The following is a 15,902-nucleotide window of genomic DNA, read 5'->3' as shown; positions in this document are numbered from 1 at the left end:
GCAGGCCGTAATGCGCCCGACACATGAACAAGAGAAGTATCAGCGAAGCACAAGAGAAGCACCACGCCATCAGGAGAGACAGCAATGAAGATATCAGTGAACACCAGAACGATAGCGGGCACGGTCCTGGCGGCCGGAATGCTGGCCGGCGCAACAGCCCCGGCGGAGTCGGCGGTCAGGCCGCAGCTGACGCGCATCGTGGCGTACGCTGAGGACAGGGAAACGCCGGCGGAGATTATCAATGAAAGTACGGAAACGTACATGGTGCAGTCCTGGCTGGAAGATACGGACGGGAAGGATAAAGATATACCGGTGGTACTGACGCCACCGGTGATGAAGCTGGAAGGAAAGAAGAGCGGGAAGCTGCGTCTGGTGGTGATGAAGGGAAATATCCCTCAGGACAGAGAGTCGGTGTACTGGCTGAACCTGCAGGAGATACCGCCTAAGGCGAAGGATGCGGAAAACAGTCTGGTGATAGCGATACGCAGCCGGCTGAAGGTGTTTGTGCGCCCGGCGGGGCTGGATGCGCAGGGTAACGCGGAGGCACCGTCGAAGCTGACGTGGAAAATGGAGTCGGCAGGCGGGAAGCGCTGGCTGCGGGCGACAAACCCGACGAAGTATCATGTGAGTTTTGGGGAGCTTGCGGTAGGTATGCCGGGTAAGAAGGGGCAGCGTCTGGAGGACAAGTACCGGATGGTACCGCCGGAGGGAAGTGAGCGATATGAAATTCCCGCCACGATAAAGAGCAACAGCGTGAGCGTGACGTGGAGCGGGATGAACGACTGGGGGGGCGCGGGCAAGGAGCAGACGGTGGAGGTGCATCAGTGAGAGGATTGGTAAAGGCCGTGGCGTGCGCTGGCGTGGCGGTGGCTGCCGGGGGCATTACGCCTCTGGCAGAAGCCACAACTTATAGTGCAGATGGTTTTTGGTCTAACGGACCCTCTGTCGGTCAGCCAGCCGGAAGCTGCAGTATAACCATTCCAGATGACAGGCCTTTAGCGGTACCACAAACTTTTGTGGTAGGTAGCGATGTTCCTGATGGAACAGAGATATTTTCGTGGGGATATGGCGAAGCATTTTCCGATATTGTTATGTCCTGCGTCTCCAGCGGCATTGGTGGTGCCAATGGGGATATTGATATATACGCAACCTCAAATGTTTATGTATCGGGTGACAGCAGAGGATATATACTGCTTAGTGATAGTGGATTTGCTCTAAAGTTATGGGGTCGGTTTAATACTGATCCTGGAACCAATTATTCTGTATGCGGCGGAGTGTCCACGAATTGTCAGTATTACACAACATCATATGCTAACCCATCTTTTGTAAATGATCCGGCAGCAAATACAGAGATTGACTTAACGCAGACAGGTGCCAGTTCGGCGTCTATGTCACAGACTATGCGTAAATACTGGATATCTGCGCCTCCCGGCCTTAATCAATTACTGCCAACCTATACGGGAAGCTTCTCGTTTAGAATGGCTTTAATTAAAGTTGGTACACCACAATATAATGGACCATTACATACATCATCTACGGCGAGTTTCTATGCTCGGGCAACCGTCAAAGGAACTTATAATGTTTATGGGCTTTTGGATGGTTCGGGCATAACAATAGCGCCCCCGGCCTGCCAGCTCAGAACCACCGATTACACCATTCCCATGGGACGCTGGGCTGCTGACGCCATAGCTTATATAGGGACGCCAGCTTATGGCCCTCAGGTTCCTGTTAATCTGTCTCTGGAGTGTTCCGGCGCTGTTGACCATGTTCGCTTCCGTTTTGAAGATACCGGCACCTCGCTTTCCGGCAATAATAATATCAGTCTCTACGACACTGCTGGCGGGAATAAAATTGATGGCCTGGAGATAGAGTTGCTCTATAACGGCACAAAAGTCAATGTCGATAACACCACCGTGACCGATACCGGCAGTCATGGTTCATTTGTCTCTGTTTCTGCCGCATTTGACTCCGTCAGTACGGCCGCATTCCAGGCCCGCTATGTGCAGAGTGCCCCGGTCACTCAAACCGGGACAAATTATACCGGTCCCGTGACCGGCAAAGTGAATATGTATGTGACTTATGACTAACGGAGTGTGGTCCGGGCTAAGGACAAACTTTGCCGGAAGGCCGATACAAAAACAATGTACGTGAACTGCCGCTGACATCGCCTCCTGCGTAGGCCGTCTGCACAAGAGAAACACCATGCTATCAGGAGAGACAGCAATGAACATATTACTGAGCACCAGAGCAATACCGGGAGCGGATCTGCCGGACGGAATAATAGTACAGGCGGAGTCGATGGGTCATGAGTCGACGGCAGAGGTGTGCCTGTGAAGGGATTGCTGAATGCGGTGGCGTATACGGGCGTGGTGGTGGCTGCCGGGTGTATTACGCCCCAGGCGGCAGCCGGAACGTTTGCAGAGAACATTTACTGGACCATGGGCGATGCGGCAGGCCAGCTGGCAGGGACCTGCTATACCTATTACCCGGATGAAAAACCGCTGGCGGTACCCCGGACACTGGTGGTGGACCAGAATACGCCTGATGGCACGGTTCTGTTCCAGTGGGGGTATGGCGAATTTATGTCGGACACCACGCTCTATTGCGTATCTTCCGGTATATCGAACAGTACCAGCAGCACTGGAGGAAGTCCGAATTTTGTGTATTTTTTGGCTAATTATACGCCCTATAGCGGAGTTCATGGGCTACTAACATCCGATACCGGAATACAGTTAAAAATACTGGCGCGATATAATGCGGCATGTGCGTATTCCGGTAGTTCCCCTTATTTTCAGCAGGCGTTTGGTAATACAATGTGCCTTGCTGCCGGCACAGAGGTTGATGCCCGAACATCGACACAAATAACCGGTTATCTGGCATATATTATGCAGGCATATAACTCCGGAGGAAGATATTATTTCCCGACTTATGCTGCAAGTATGTCTCTTCGTGCAGCACTGGTAAAGCAGGGGACCATTTCATATTCCAGCGCATTGAATGTATCTAATTCTACTAATTTCTATTTAAGAATGGGGGCAGGGACAAGCGGTTATACTGTCATTCCGAGTATATTGGCCACTTCAGCCACCCGGATAGTGCCACCGGCCTGCCAGCTCAGAACCACCGATTATACCATTCCCATGGGGCGCTGGGCTGCTGACGCCATCACTTATTTGGGTACGCCAGCCTACGGCTCTCAGGTGCCTGTTAACCTCTCACTTGAATGCTCTGGCAGGGTCAACCACGTCCGTTTCCGCTTTGAAGACACCGGCACCTCGCTTTCCGGCAACAAGAACATCAGTCTCTATGATACCGCCGGCGGGAATAAAATTGACGGTCTGGAGATAGAACTGTTCTACAACGGCACAAAGGTGAATGTCGATAACACCACGGTGACCGATACGGGTAGCCACGGGGCAACTAAAGCCTCACCGGCTTCACTTCCCCTGTATGACTCCGTCAGTACGGCTGCATTCCAGGCCCGCTATGTTCAGAATGCCGCGGTGACCCGGGCGGGGGTAAATTATACCGGTCCCGTGACCGGCAAGGTGAATATGTATGTGACTTATGATTAACACGAATACGAACGTTTAATTCGCACCACGTTCATGGAGGAAAAGGATGCCAGACAAAACTCATTCATATCACGTCATTACCGATAACCTTTATCTGGGGTACGGTATCCGGACGGTGCTGGAAAATATGACCGGAGGAAAAGAGGCGTGTTATCTCTCACTCCCGGATATCAGGATAACCCGGGAAGGTGTCCGGAGCCTGGTCTTGCGCCATAAGGTCACCCTGACGCTTCTGGCTGTCAGGTGCATCCGGCTTCGCCGTCTGATACTGCGTTTTCTGGGAGAAAGGCAGGAGAAGGTTCTGGTGATGTCCCCGCCGGCGTTATTCAGAAAAGAGCAGGAATGGCGACATGTCCGGAATATCGTGACCATCCCAATGGATGTCTCAGCAAATGCATTACGGCAGAGCGTCTTTTCAGCGGTCAGGGAGGAGCCGTTCATCCCCGTGACAGCCCGGGAACGCCATCTGATTGACGGGCTGTACCGTGGATGTTCGGATGAGACGTTATCACAGAAACTGGGCTGCTCTGTGCGAAATATCAGCCAGACCAGAAATCGAATGATGTCACGGATAGGCGGGCTGAAAGGTATCCATGGATTTTTGCTGTGCCGGGACATAGTCAGCATGTATGACCGTGAAGAGAATGGAGCAGACAGGGCTGACCTGTAGCCGCCCTGTTCCGGGTAATACGGGGTGCTGTGCCACTACAGATTCCGAAGCACAGCCCTCTGCCCGGCAGGAGTCGTGGTGGAGTCGCCGGCTTAGCACGTAAGGAAGGAAGAAGATGTCGGGTGCAGCTAACGATGTGCTGGCATAGGAGGTCCGGGCGGCTGGCCGGTGACTGGTGATGATGTTGTCGTATGGTCTGTCAGATGCCCAGCTACCGCGTTAAGTTCCGTGCCTGTCGCTGAACGTTGTGATTAATGTCCCCTGAGCGTTAGCGGCAAGCAACCGTCGCCAGGGCCCCGACAGGCAGTCAGGCTATATATGCCTGACTGCCTGTCGGGTATCTGACGCCATTCGGCCGTAAATTAGATGTCTGAATTATTTTTATTTAGATACATATTTTTGTCAGCATTTTTGAGCGTATCTTTTAATTGTCCTCTATGTTCTGCAATGCCAAAACTTACAGACAACAAGATAGATCCACCTTCCAGATATAACGGACTTTCGCTTAATGTGGTTTTTATCCTGTTAACTATTTCATATACATGAATTTGACTGGTTTTTTTAATGTAGATTAAAAACTCATCGCCACCAAGACGAATAGCTGTATCTGTTGATTTTATGTTGGTTTGTATGATTGATGCTATTTTTTGTAAAGCAATATCGCCAATAGCATGGCCCCAGGTATCATTTATTTGCTTGAATTTATTTACATCACAAAGTATAAAATAACTGCCGATATCCGGCTGAATGTGTTTTAAAGCCTTTCGCGTATACAGTTTAGTCAAGGGATCAACCATGTTTTTAATGTAATTTCGCGATGCCGCTTTTGCTGAACTTACAAAAATAACAAAACAGAGGAATATTAATACTATGACAGTAATTAATGTGATTTTATCCGATTTAAGTAAAGCGGGTATGTTTACACTAACAACGGACCGGTATTTATCTGAGTATTCAATTTCATATGAGATGTAAGAGTGAGAACACGAACCAAAAAAACACAAAGACAAACCACTGCTAATCGCAACAAGCTTTGCCGATAACCATTTGGATTCACTGCCACTAAAATGTTTTTCAAGAATGTTTTTGAGTTCGCTCGCCGTATGATCATAAAATAAATTGCCAATAAGTTGAGATTTATTTAAACTATACGCATGGCTCACGATGGTATAAGCTTTCTCATGAGTGATTTTATCAATATATATATCCGTTGCAGATAATCCTTTTCTTTTTATATTGTCAGATAAAATACGATCGTAATACTCAGGAATGTTTATCTTGTCACCTTCATCCAGAATAACTCGATTGAGATGAGAAATGTTTATGCTTTTGTCTATGTTGTCAGTGAAAAAATACAAATAATTAATTGATGGAGCATAAAAATAGCGCACGGCTGATGTTTTTTTAAAAGAAGAAGAGGCTTTTTTGTTTATAAACTCAAGCGCAGCCGTTAAGCAAGATGCATCAATGACACCAGAATGAATAATGTTGCTTTGATTCGAGACCATTCCCATAAGTTGAGTGTTGAGTATGTCCTCGGGGCAAGAGTTTTCACTCACTAGTTCATAATATCTACTGGATATGGAAAGAGCAATTCTTTCATTTTCATTAAAGATTCGTTGAAGATCGCCAATGAAACCTGTTGATATATATTCTACGTTAAGATATGCGCGATAGATATTTAATGAAACAGCAACGGACACGTTAAAAATAACGAGGGTTATTAATAGGGGTAATTTTTTGAAATATGCTTTCTTTTGTATTTTATTTTTCAATTTAACCTCTATTTTATGTTCGCAATAAAACAAGTGTCGGATGTTACCTGGAAAACTAAGATTAGCAAATCAAAAGCCTGGTTACCTGTTTTATCACAACCTTCTTTGCTGATATGCTCTGTTTCCGACAAGCATCCGGTAAACATTAAGATGCGTCATAGCAAATAATTCAGTAAGTTCATCGATTGATCAATTTCTGGTTTAATGCCCCTGTAACAACTCTTTCTTTTTGTTTATCAGTAAGTTTCGGTTATTTTACCCGCTTTCCGTACAAAAAGCCTGTCTCCCCGGGTATGTTAACATATCAGACTGACCCAGAACTCAGCAAACCAGAAAACGTCGCTTTTCCCATCGGATCCCCAAGCTTATTCCCGCCTCCAGCTTAACGGACTCAGGCCTGTAATACTTTGGTTATCTCATATGCGCCGGATACTGACCTGGAACTAATATGTGAATAAAACCCTGGTCTGTACCGGTTTGGCGCCTGACGCTGTCTTAACAAGGTAAATCTGCTTCTCTGTTTAGTTTTTATCCGCGAGGTTAGAGACGTAAATATGTTATACTGAAGAGCTTTTAGAAAAAATTGAATGGCCGCAAATGCGGCCTGGTTTCGCTTTGAAAATGTGATGCAATCAGGGGTTAGCTGACCAGCCATCATTGTATAAGAATAGGGTTATACTACCTTCCTGAGTTTCCTTTAAATTACTAACAATAAGAGGAAATGCCTTCTTTATGTCTTCGGATTTCGCCCAGGCTGGTACCTCAGAAGGGCTGTAGGTGTAATTAACTCTCGAGAGCATTCTCCCCAGTTTATCAGATGGAACAGTGAAATTGATAATTTTTTGAACTTTGTATTTACCAATGCAAAATATACCAGATGTTTTTTCCATTATATATCGTTCACCTTCCTTGGTCAGTTTGTATGTATGTCGCTTTGCCTTTTCCCTGTATTTAATAATATCCTCTTTCTCTGCGCTTAGTAGCCCTGCTTTTACTAAAGCATTCAGTTTGTCAAAGCGATTGTGATACTGTGATTCTGTACTAAACAAAATGTCAACAACAGGAAATGAATATCCAGTTCGCAATGGAATACAGTGGTTTTCAAGTTTCTCATTTATTGCTTTTTCAAAGTTCCCATTGCTTGCGTCATTTGTTGTATCGCATCCGGCAAGAGATGCAGCTGCGATTAATGCCAGCGAAATGTGTAATGAAGTCTTCTTCATCGATTTCCCTTTCTTTTAAAACTCATACGAATGCACAAGTTCAATGATTCTACATATATCCCATACCATTACCCTATTTATTATCAGATTTTTTATATTTTCGGAATTTTACATGACTAACTTTTGATATTGTTTACTTGTTTTAGACGCTCTCTAATGAATTTGCAATTGTATGCAATCAAGTTACCTTGTCTCTGTAATGTGATGATTATCATCATGGCTATTATTTAATGAGAAAGCAAAATTGTTATTATATGTTTGTTAAATTGCTGGGAGGTGTGAAAATCTGAAAAAAATTAACAAGCTGACTCTCTTTGGAGAAGTGTCTTAATGTTTTTTTGTATTATAATCAGATGGTTAGGTGGTTTTTTTATGGAGTTCTTTTTAAGGGTGGGTAAAGCAAGGCTCAATGTGATGAAAATAAATCCGAAAAAAACAAGAGGCCGTTTTTTAAGTGTGGAGATGATTTTTAATATTGGTACAATACTCTATTGTTAGTTTTAAAGTATAAATATTGAGGCCGTTCAAAGGCAAGAGAAATGGAGCGTAGATTAAAAAAAGAACTACTTGGCGAAAACGTTTATCATGCTAGTGGCTCACGTGTGGAATGGGCTTTTGATAATTTTGATACCATCTGTGTTTCATTCTCGGGAGGTAAGGATTCAACGGTCTTATTTCATCTAACGGCAGAAGTGGCCAGAAAGAAGAATAAAAAATTTTCCGTGCTTTTTATTGACTGGGAAGTTCAGTTTCATTGCACAATAGAGCATATATCCAAAATGAAGAAACTTTACGCTGATCTGATCAGTGAGTTTTTTTGGGTAGCGCTTCCTCTAACAACCGTAAATGGCGTGTCACAATTTGAAACGGAATGGGTATCATGGGGAAAAGATGAGCAGTGGGTGAGAAACCCACCTGGTGATGCAATTACCGACTATAAATATTTCCCTTTTTATGAATATGCAATGACGTTTGAAGCATTTATACCAGCGTTCTCAAAATGGCTTTCGAGGGATCAGACATTGGGGATGCTGGTTGGCGTTCGCGCTGATGAATCTTTGACTCGCTTTATGGCACTAGCATCAAAGCGGAAAACTCGATATTCCAGCGATTTACCCTGGACGACAGCTGGCAGTGATGCTTTATATTGTACTATTTATCCACTTTATGACTGGAAAGCTCGTGATATCTGGATTTTTAATGGCGTCAAACGCGCTGCATATAATCCTCTATACGATCTTATGTACAGGGCTGGAGTGACAATGAAAGCTATGCGAGTTTGCGAGCCTTTTGGCCCCGAGCAACGGCGCGGTTTATGGTTGTTTCATGTTCTCGAACCTGAGGTCTGGGCCCGCGTCTGTTCTCGTGTTGCTGGAGCGAACTGCGGCGCTATTTACGCAGAGCAGCATAAAGGATTTTATAATATCCGAAAGGATATGTCTAAACCTGCCCACCATACCTGGCGAAGTTACGCGCATTATCTCCTGGATTCAATGCCTCATCAGACCGCAGAACATTATAAAAATAAAATTGCAGTTTATTTGATGTGGTATAAAAATCATGGTTTCCCCATGGATATTCCGGACGAACAGGAAAATGATCTTGGTGGTAAAGATATCCCTTCATGGCGCAGAATTTGTAAGACTATAATGAAAAATGACTTTTGGTGTAGAACTCTTTCCTTCAGCCCAAACAAACCAAAAAATTATGGGCGCTACCTTGAACGTATGCGCAGAAAAAGAAGTGAGTGGAGGGTAATTTAGATATGAAAGATTTGCTTTTAATTATTAACACATATTTGGAAAATATGACAACGCCTCAGGAAAAAATTCAGGCTATTAACACATTGCGAGTATTTATCCATGAAAAAAGCCCGTTCAAAAATGAACCGGTAGACTGTGTTTTGTGGGTGAAAGTTACTGATATACAGGCTAATGATTACAATCCTAATGTTATGGCTCCAGCAGAGAAGAAATTGTTGAAGCGTTCACTTGATACAGATGGGTTTACACAACCGATCGTCGTTTTTGATAACATGTCTAAATATATAGTTGTTGATGGATTCCATCGGCACCTTGTCGGGAAAATTAAGTCGGGAATAGGAAAAAGACTGCACGGATACCTGCCAGTGACCAAAATAAAATCCGCAAACGGGAGCGAATCGGAGCGGGTCGCGGCAACTATCCGTCATAACAGGGCCCGGGGGAAGCATACTATTTCACCGATGTCAGACATTGTGCGTGAGTTATCCAGATTAGGTTGGGATGACAATCGCATTGGCATGGAACTAGGGATGGATCAAGATGAAATATTAAGGCTGAAACAGATCGGCGGCCTGGCTGATTTATTCGCTGGTGAAGAGTACAGTGAGGCCTGGACGGTGCGTTGAAAATGAGGATATGATAAAAGTTCATACTACGCGGGTTATCATTTATACAAATGGGAGTATCCTATTACTTTTATAGTTTTTAAAGTCAGCACCTTAGGGATTGCTTGTCACAATATCATGTTGCAATAGGCATCAGCTTTTATCATAACAGTAATATACAGGCATCCCCGAAAGATAAAGCATTCTATGCCCATTAAGTAGGGTTTTGACTCTCAACGATAGGCTTCTGTACCTTAAAAGGAAAAAGTCAGGCAATAAACCGCTGATCTCAGTATCACTGATTTCATCGTTTGTGTATTTTCTGACGGAAACAGAGGTGAGAGTATAATGTTCACCATGCCTTTCCTGATTAAACTGTATCATTCGATGAATCGCCAGAGTTGCAGAATTACCATTACGATAATAACCATTTATTTCTACCTGCCCTCTATTTTTTAGTGAGCTAAATACCAGCATCATTGTTAGCTTATGGTCGTCTTTTAAGACGGTAATATGGCTATAACATTCGATGTTATTCTGTTCTTTCCAGTATATAGTACTGAGCACAATGATAAAGAGTAAAGTCAGTGTCATAAATATAATTTTAGGGTGCTTTATTTTTTGCATTACAGCCCACCGGTTGGTGAAGGTTGGTACATAGGGAAATAATAGCTGACACAATGTTCATTGTGTGAAGTTGAAGGTAAATAGCATCGAATAGCACTTACGGTTTTTGCCGTTGCATAAGTTGTAATAAATAATTTTGTATTTTTCTCGCAAAGAAATTTGTTTTGGATAATAAATTTTTTGTGTTTTGAATGACTGCTTGTGTCTTTATTGAAATAATACATGCAGTGGTTTTCAGTTTTGCCGGCTAGTACATAGTTACTAAAAAAAGGATTTCTTCCACGGAAGAGCCGTTGTTGAATAAATAAATGAGGGTAAATTAAAAGAATGGCTAAAAATAGAAATATAACGCTAATAGTGAGTGTATTGAACATATAGGGATAGTAGTTCTTCTTATTTGTGCAAGGATGCTCAAGTTCATTTTTTACACTATTAACAATTTCGGTTGCTGATTTTTCTTTCTTGAAAGTAGAAGTGACAGCCAAAGCCAGGCCTTTTCTGGGGATTGTTTTAACCACTTCGTATTCAACCCCAATTTCGCGAATGCTATTACGCAACATTAATACTGTTTGATAGTAAGTGGCATATTGAACCTCCCGGTGTCTTTCGCCCCAAGCTTTTTGCATTATTTGTGGATGCGTCAATACAGCTTCATCATCATTGCATAATGCTAAGAGAATGTTACAACTTAACCGAGTTAGCGTTATCTCCCGGCCGTTGGCGCGGTTTTTTAGCTTCCGTTCTGAGTAGTGAAATTCAATCTCGTTTTCTAGTAGATAAAATGAAGTCATAGGTAATAGATGATTTGATTAGGAAAATTATAGCTTGCTTGAATTGTAAGCTAATGATATTAATTTTAAAAGCTCTAATAACATCAGTAATTTCAATGAGATATATCTAAAATTCATTTTTTAGAATATCAAATAGGTTATAAAAAAACTTAAATGATGTGATTTCTCTTAATCTCTGAAGATTTAAATAGTAACCTTGCGGTATCGATTTGAAACAGCTTTTCGGAGATTGAGGGTGAAGCCTTAAAATATATTTAGAACAATATATTAGCAACATGAAGCAATTATTTAACATTTTAAGGTTTCCTGCGAGAGGCCTGTTTACATGGGGGGAGATGTAAGGCTTGCATATGCCTGTAAGTGAGCTTGGAAATAAGCTATCCAATAGAGGAGGTTGCAAAAGTTGGTTGTAATTGTCTTTATCCAGGGGGCGTTTCTTTTATATGTTCTTTAAGTGGGCGTAATAAATGAATTTATATTTTGTGTCGGATGATAGTTACTTTATTTTAGGGGTTAATGGTATTTTTGATAAAATTAATTGTTTTGCCAGGAAAGTTAGTATTCACGTGGATGAAAACTTGAGGGAGTTTACGCCTTCGCCTGGTGATGTCGTGGTGTTTGCAATTTCTGATTATAAAATGCTACGAGTGATGATGAAATGGCATGGGCTGTCTGAATATCGTCTTATTATCATGTTGAAATTAAGGGTTAGTATCCAGTCATTAATGAGTACTACTCCCAAAATTATTTCATGGGATATATCAAGGCCTGGATTCATTCGTGCTTTACATGAGATGGCAAAGAAGGAATCTCGTTGGGTCTCAACATCTGATCGCATTGTGGATATTTGCCTTCAGCTTGGGTTAGGACGATCTTTATCTGATGTTGCTGCCCAGTTTTCATTATCTGAGAAACATGTGTATGCAATGAGAAGAAAAATGATTTCTAAACTTGGGTTGAATTATTGTAATAGTGCTATGGGCACCCTAATTTGCCGTGATATTCTGGAGGTAAGGCTGAGAAATAGCCATGAAGAATTTAAAAAAAAAGGGCGGGTTACCACGGTGCGATATTTGTCTGATTATGAGCGATTTGCAGATATTATTCATACTCGGGAGCTTTACAATTGATATGCCCCAGAAGGTATTGGGGGTAATCTATTAAAATACTTATTCACCTGAGTTGAGCAGCGGGCAAGGTACAGGGTTTGAATTTATGATGCATAATTTTATGGAGATAGGGTGCTACTTTTTTGATGTATTATTTATCTATGCTATTAAATAACTTCAGGTTACTTTCTTATTTGACGTAAAAACATCATATTCTCAGCGTTTCTGGCTTGGTTGCCATGAAAATTCGACTGGAACAGATAATTATATTCCTCCCATCAGCCTATGTATCTTACTGGTGACTGATGTAGCAGATTCACGAAATTTGGCCACTGCCTTTGGGTAACTGATACAGCAGGTTTATGAAGAAATTTCTGTCACCTGTTATGAACCTCCAGGAAGTGCTAATAGCGTGTTTGGGTTTAACAAAATGTAGAGAAAGAGATTGTTTACGTGTAGGTAAATCACTATCACACAAACTGTGTGAACGTCCTGTAAAAATGCTTCACGGACATCTACCGGGAATATTCATCTGAGTGTATAGCTTTCGATGTTCTCAGGGTGAATTTTTATTTCTTCAAATCAATATCTAGTTTTATATCACTCCTGGTATCCCGCAGATGACAGTGTAAGTTTTTTCACTGTCTCTCCCGGAGAATTTCAATGGCATGGATAACCACACCAGAGCAAAACGCCATCATCGAATGGCAGGGCAATCAGCTTGTGGTTAATGCGTTTGCAGGTACTGGTAAAACCACCACACTGGTACAATTCGCTCAGGCGAACCCGGACAGCAAAATGTTGTACCTTGCCTACAACAGAGCCATCCGCGACGAAGCCGAACAAAAGTTTCCCTTTAACGTTGAGTGCAAAACCTCCCACCAACTGGCCTGGTCGCATTTCGGCCGACATTTCAGGCACCGGTTGACGGCAAATCTGCGTATTACCGATGTGGCCCGGAAGCTAAACACTCGGCACTGGCCGCTGGCGCGCCTGGCGCTGACGGGGCTGAATGCGTTTCTTTGTAGTGCTGAACCGGAACCTGGTATTATCCATCTGCCAGCAGAGGAGGATCGTCATAGCCTCTCTGAAGATAAAATTCTGGGGGCCGTACAGGTTCTCTGGTATGAGGTGAGTCGTACCGAATCTGATTTCCCGATCACGCATGATGTTTATCTGAAGCTTTTTCAACTGTCCGGCCCCGATCTCGCCAGTAAGTGGGATACCATTCTCTTTGATGAAGCCCAGGATGCTAATCAGGTCACCAGTGCCTTTGTCCTGAGTCAGCCCTGTCGGATTGTGCTGGTTGGCGATCGCTACCAGCAGATATATCGCTTCCGGGGGGCTGATAATGCGCTCAGTTCTCCCCGGCTGGAACAGGCCGATCGGCTGTGGCTGACGACCAGCTTCCGGTTTGGCCCTGCGGTCGCAGAAATGGCGAACATGCTGCTGGTCATGTCCGGAGAGGAGATGAAAGTCACCGGCAGCGGTGGGGATGATGAAGTGGTTGCTCATCTGTCTGCTGACGTTCCTCATTACTCCGTTCTCAGCCGGACGGTATCCGGTGTCATTGGTGCCGCGCTCTCTGCCAGCCTGCAGGACAAAAAAGTCTTCTGGGTGGGCGGAATTGAAGGGTACAAAACGGAAGAGCTGGAAGACCTTTACTGGTTCTCTGCCGATATGCCTGAACGGATGCAGTCCCCCCGTCTCCGCCAGGATTATCGGGACTTTGAGGAATATTGCTCCATTGCGAAAGCGACACAGGATGTGGAGATGAGTCAGGCCATCCGGTTGCTTGATGAGTATTTTCCGTTGCCACAGAAGTTGGCCATCATGCGTCGGCAGGTTGTGACGCATGAAAAGGATGCGCAGGTCACCGTGTCTACTGCGCATCGTAGTAAGGGGCTGGAATGGGAAGTTGTCGTTCTGAATGAGGATTTTTGTGATATCACCGACCCGCTGCTCTCTGCCGAAGAACGACAGGACGAAACAAACCTGCTGTATGTGGCCGTGACCCGTGCCCGTAAGACCTTGGTGCTGAATGAGCTGATGCAGTGCCTGAAGGCTGGTGAAGAGCAGAAAGATTGCGAACAATCTGCAACGGATGATGTTCAGAAGGATGGGGGAGAAGCGATTGTCCCATGTTAAATAAAATCAAAACGTTTTTGTCCGGTACGCCGGCTATCACAGAGTCCTCCGGCAAACACCCTGTTTCGGCACCAATGGGGTATTTCTCTCCGGTTAAAGCTGAAGAGTTGACCATCAGCGCATTACGCCAGGATGCCCTGCAGAAAATCCGGGAAAATAATGCGCTGTCGGGCGAAGTATATGAGCGACTTTATCTGGCTCCTGTGCACCTCCTGCTTGAACGGGCCCAGAACGTGCCGGCGGCACCTGATGGCCGGTGGGCTTATGCCGGGGGATTTGGTGATTTAAGCCTGCGTTTTACCGCCTATGCTGTCAGGCTTGCCCGGGGGTATATGTTTCCGCCAGGCGCGGCACCGGAAGAACAGGCCGCTCAGGGCGTTATCTGGCAGGCTGTTATTTTCTGGGCTGCGTTGTGTTATCACCTGCCGTTACTGGCCTGTATTGAAGGCGAAACCACCGGCGGCGTTAACTGGCAACCGGGCATATCTGTGCCGGATGCGCCTTATCGCTTCCGATTTCGTTCTTCTCCCCTGAACGCTCATGATGCTTCTGCTCTGGCGGCGCTGGCCGCCGGTCAACTGATGCCCGCAGAAGCGATAAACTGGCTTTCAGGTAACTTCGGGGCGCTGCTAAGTCTTGCCTGTGCATTCCACAATGGTTCTCCAGATATGCCTCTTATCAGGATGTTGCTCGACCAGGCCGCTGAGAAGGTTGACTCACCGGCGCTCCGGAAGGAGACAGGTGAATCTTCTATGGTAAGTGCGCCGCCAGATTCGGTGACTCCGCCGGACGGCATGTTATCTGTTCAGACGGACGATAACTTAACTTCATCTACGTTGACACTCGTTGCTTCGGAACTGATGACGTCTCTGAACGATACCGGTGGCGGGGACTGTCAGCCACCGCTGAACGGAATGAGTAGAGTTGATCCGCCGGAAGAACAGGCTAACGGCAGCCCGAGCCAGGGGGATGCCGATATGCTGCTCAGTCTTTTTTCCGCAGTATCGGATGCTGAGGTTACGGATGACGCCGATGTGAATACGCCAGCCGCTATAGTGCCGGATGAAACCGTGGTGCCCGTCGGGAATGACGTACCTGATGAGCCTGTTGAGACGGAAGACATCTCCCGGTACATCAATACCGGTGCTGATTGTCTGTTATCTGGTACACCGGGAGAGCCGTGCCACCCGATTAATGCCGGTGCTGATGCCCCACGGTCGGGCGAGGATTTTCTCGCCTGGCTGTCTGACGGCATGGCATCCGGCAGGATCACCGTCAACCAGCCTGATTCACGGGTGCATTCCGTTGCCGGTTTTATTTACCTTCTGGTGCCGGATATTTTCTTTCTATTTCTGAAAGATACCGGAAGTGACAGTCACAGGGAGCAGATTCAGACGTCGTTTGAAAAACTCCAGCTACATCGTGTTCGCAAAGGAGAGCGTTTTACCCGGGCGAAACTGTACTGCTCAGAAGATAAACAGGGACGGTTCAGCAGGGTTAATGGTTATCTTATCAAAGCTGCCCGTCTGAAAGGAGTGAGACCTCCGGAGGACAGCAAGCTCCTTTTCTTTCCATAAGGAAGATACACACAGGGATCTCTACAGGGATCTGTTTTG

13 protein-coding genes are annotated in these 15,902 nt (G+C 45.0%); 9 read left to right on the top strand and 4 right to left on the bottom strand.

Translation table 11 applies throughout. From position 1 onward, the window contains the following. Nucleotides 1-84 precede the first annotated feature (84 nt). From KOSB73_RS26205 to KOSB73_RS26190, 4 genes are all read left to right on the top strand, one after another. On the top strand, nucleotides 85-828 hold the full coding sequence (locus KOSB73_RS26205) for a fimbrial biogenesis chaperone (protein ID WP_098141216.1): 744 nt from the start codon (nucleotides 85-87) through the stop codon (nucleotides 826-828). After that, nucleotides 825-2,087: a fimbrial protein gene (locus KOSB73_RS26200; protein WP_098141214.1), complete on the top strand. Its 1,263-nt coding sequence runs from the start codon at nucleotides 825-827 to the stop codon at nucleotides 2,085-2,087. The genes KOSB73_RS26205 and KOSB73_RS26200 overlap by 4 nt, the downstream gene beginning before the upstream one ends. Before the next feature lie 243 nt (nucleotides 2,088-2,330). Next, nucleotides 2,331-3,575, top strand: coding sequence for a fimbrial protein (locus KOSB73_RS26195; RefSeq protein WP_098141212.1), 1,245 nt, complete (start codon nucleotides 2,331-2,333; stop codon nucleotides 3,573-3,575). Between the two features lie 46 nt (nucleotides 3,576-3,621). Next, on the top strand, nucleotides 3,622-4,245 hold the full coding sequence (locus KOSB73_RS26190) for a hypothetical protein (RefSeq protein WP_098141210.1): 624 nt from the start codon (nucleotides 3,622-3,624) through the stop codon (nucleotides 4,243-4,245). Between the two features lie 362 nt (nucleotides 4,246-4,607). Here the strand turns inward: KOSB73_RS26190 and KOSB73_RS26185 are convergent, their stop codons facing one another. Together KOSB73_RS26185 and KOSB73_RS26180 are read right to left on the bottom strand one after the other, a co-directional pair. Beyond that, nucleotides 4,608-6,020, bottom strand: a complete 1,413-nt coding sequence (locus KOSB73_RS26185; protein ID WP_133116582.1) for a GGDEF domain-containing protein — start codon at nucleotides 6,018-6,020, stop codon at nucleotides 4,608-4,610. A gap of 632 nt (nucleotides 6,021-6,652) precedes the next feature. Further along, on the bottom strand, nucleotides 6,653-7,243 hold the full coding sequence (locus KOSB73_RS26180; protein ID WP_098141207.1) for a hypothetical protein: 591 nt from the start codon (nucleotides 7,241-7,243) through the stop codon (nucleotides 6,653-6,655). Between the two features lie 539 nt (nucleotides 7,244-7,782). Here KOSB73_RS26180 and KOSB73_RS26175 point away from each other — a divergent pair. Beyond that, complete coding sequence (locus KOSB73_RS26175; protein ID WP_098141205.1) at nucleotides 7,783-9,006, top strand: phosphoadenosine phosphosulfate reductase; 1,224 nt, start codon at nucleotides 7,783-7,785, stop codon at nucleotides 9,004-9,006. Between the two features lie 2 nt (nucleotides 9,007-9,008). Further along, nucleotides 9,009-9,632 (top strand): IbrB-like domain-containing protein, encoded by a 624-nt coding sequence (locus KOSB73_RS26170; protein ID WP_098141203.1) that lies wholly within the window; start codon nucleotides 9,009-9,011, stop codon nucleotides 9,630-9,632. A 132-nt stretch (nucleotides 9,633-9,764) separates the two neighbouring features. Here KOSB73_RS26170 and KOSB73_RS26165 read toward each other — a convergent pair whose 3' ends face one another. Next, the gene (locus KOSB73_RS26165) at nucleotides 9,765-10,238 is read right to left on the bottom strand and encodes a hypothetical protein (protein ID WP_098141201.1); all 474 of its coding nucleotides are present in this window, start codon (nucleotides 10,236-10,238) and stop codon (nucleotides 9,765-9,767) included. Continuing rightward, nucleotides 10,238-11,029 carry a winged helix-turn-helix domain-containing protein gene (locus KOSB73_RS26160; protein ID WP_098141199.1) on the bottom strand — a complete coding sequence of 264 codons (792 nt, stop codon included), beginning with the start codon at nucleotides 11,027-11,029 and terminating at the stop codon, nucleotides 10,238-10,240. Before KOSB73_RS26160 ends, KOSB73_RS26165 begins: the two co-directional genes overlap by 1 nt. Before the next feature lie 467 nt (nucleotides 11,030-11,496). Between KOSB73_RS26160 and KOSB73_RS26155 the strand changes: the two genes are divergently transcribed. The 3 genes from KOSB73_RS26155 to KOSB73_RS26145 all read left to right on the top strand — a co-directional run bounded on the left by KOSB73_RS26155 (nucleotide 11,497) and on the right by KOSB73_RS26145 (nucleotide 15,863). Continuing rightward, nucleotides 11,497-12,159 (top strand): response regulator transcription factor, encoded by a 663-nt coding sequence (locus KOSB73_RS26155; protein ID WP_098141198.1) that lies wholly within the window; start codon nucleotides 11,497-11,499, stop codon nucleotides 12,157-12,159. Between the two features lie 642 nt (nucleotides 12,160-12,801). Beyond that, nucleotides 12,802-14,286: a UvrD-helicase domain-containing protein gene (locus KOSB73_RS26150; RefSeq protein WP_098141197.1), complete on the top strand. Its 1,485-nt coding sequence runs from the start codon at nucleotides 12,802-12,804 to the stop codon at nucleotides 14,284-14,286. Beyond that, on the top strand, nucleotides 14,280-15,863 hold the full coding sequence (locus tag KOSB73_RS26145; protein ID WP_098141195.1) for a TraI domain-containing protein: 1,584 nt from the start codon (nucleotides 14,280-14,282) through the stop codon (nucleotides 15,861-15,863). Before KOSB73_RS26150 ends, KOSB73_RS26145 begins: the two co-directional genes overlap by 7 nt. The last annotated feature ends 39 nt before the right edge of the window (nucleotides 15,864-15,902 follow it).

The sequence above is a fragment of the Klebsiella grimontii genome (assembly GCF_900200035.1).
Classification (GTDB): domain Bacteria; phylum Pseudomonadota; class Gammaproteobacteria; order Enterobacterales; family Enterobacteriaceae; genus Klebsiella; species Klebsiella grimontii.
The sequence above is the reverse complement of the archived record's forward strand: the minus strand, read 5'-3'. Positions and strand labels throughout refer to the sequence as shown.

Excerpts from the sequence above, each read along its gene's own strand:
- KOSB73_RS26190 (WP_098141210.1), top strand. The coding sequence starts at position 3,622 with ATGCCAGACAAAACTCATTCATATCACGTCATTACCGATAACCTTTAT.
- KOSB73_RS26175 (WP_098141205.1), top strand. The coding sequence starts at position 7,783 with ATGGAGCGTAGATTAAAAAAAGAACTACTTGGCGAAAACGTTTATCAT.
- KOSB73_RS26150 (WP_098141197.1), top strand. The coding sequence starts at position 12,802 with ATGGCATGGATAACCACACCAGAGCAAAACGCCATCATCGAATGGCAG.
- KOSB73_RS26170 (WP_098141203.1), top strand. The coding sequence starts at position 9,009 with ATGAAAGATTTGCTTTTAATTATTAACACATATTTGGAAAATATGACA.
- KOSB73_RS26155 (WP_098141198.1), top strand. The coding sequence starts at position 11,497 with ATGAATTTATATTTTGTGTCGGATGATAGTTACTTTATTTTAGGGGTT.
- KOSB73_RS26145 (WP_098141195.1), top strand. The coding sequence starts at position 14,280 with ATGTTAAATAAAATCAAAACGTTTTTGTCCGGTACGCCGGCTATCACA.
- KOSB73_RS26160 (WP_098141199.1), bottom strand. The coding sequence starts at position 11,029 with ATGACTTCATTTTATCTACTAGAAAACGAGATTGAATTTCACTACTCA.
- KOSB73_RS26165 (WP_098141201.1), bottom strand. The coding sequence starts at position 10,238 with ATGCAAAAAATAAAGCACCCTAAAATTATATTTATGACACTGACTTTA.
- KOSB73_RS26205 (WP_098141216.1), top strand. The coding sequence starts at position 85 with ATGAAGATATCAGTGAACACCAGAACGATAGCGGGCACGGTCCTGGCG.
- KOSB73_RS26180 (WP_098141207.1), bottom strand. The coding sequence starts at position 7,243 with ATGAAGAAGACTTCATTACACATTTCGCTGGCATTAATCGCAGCTGCA.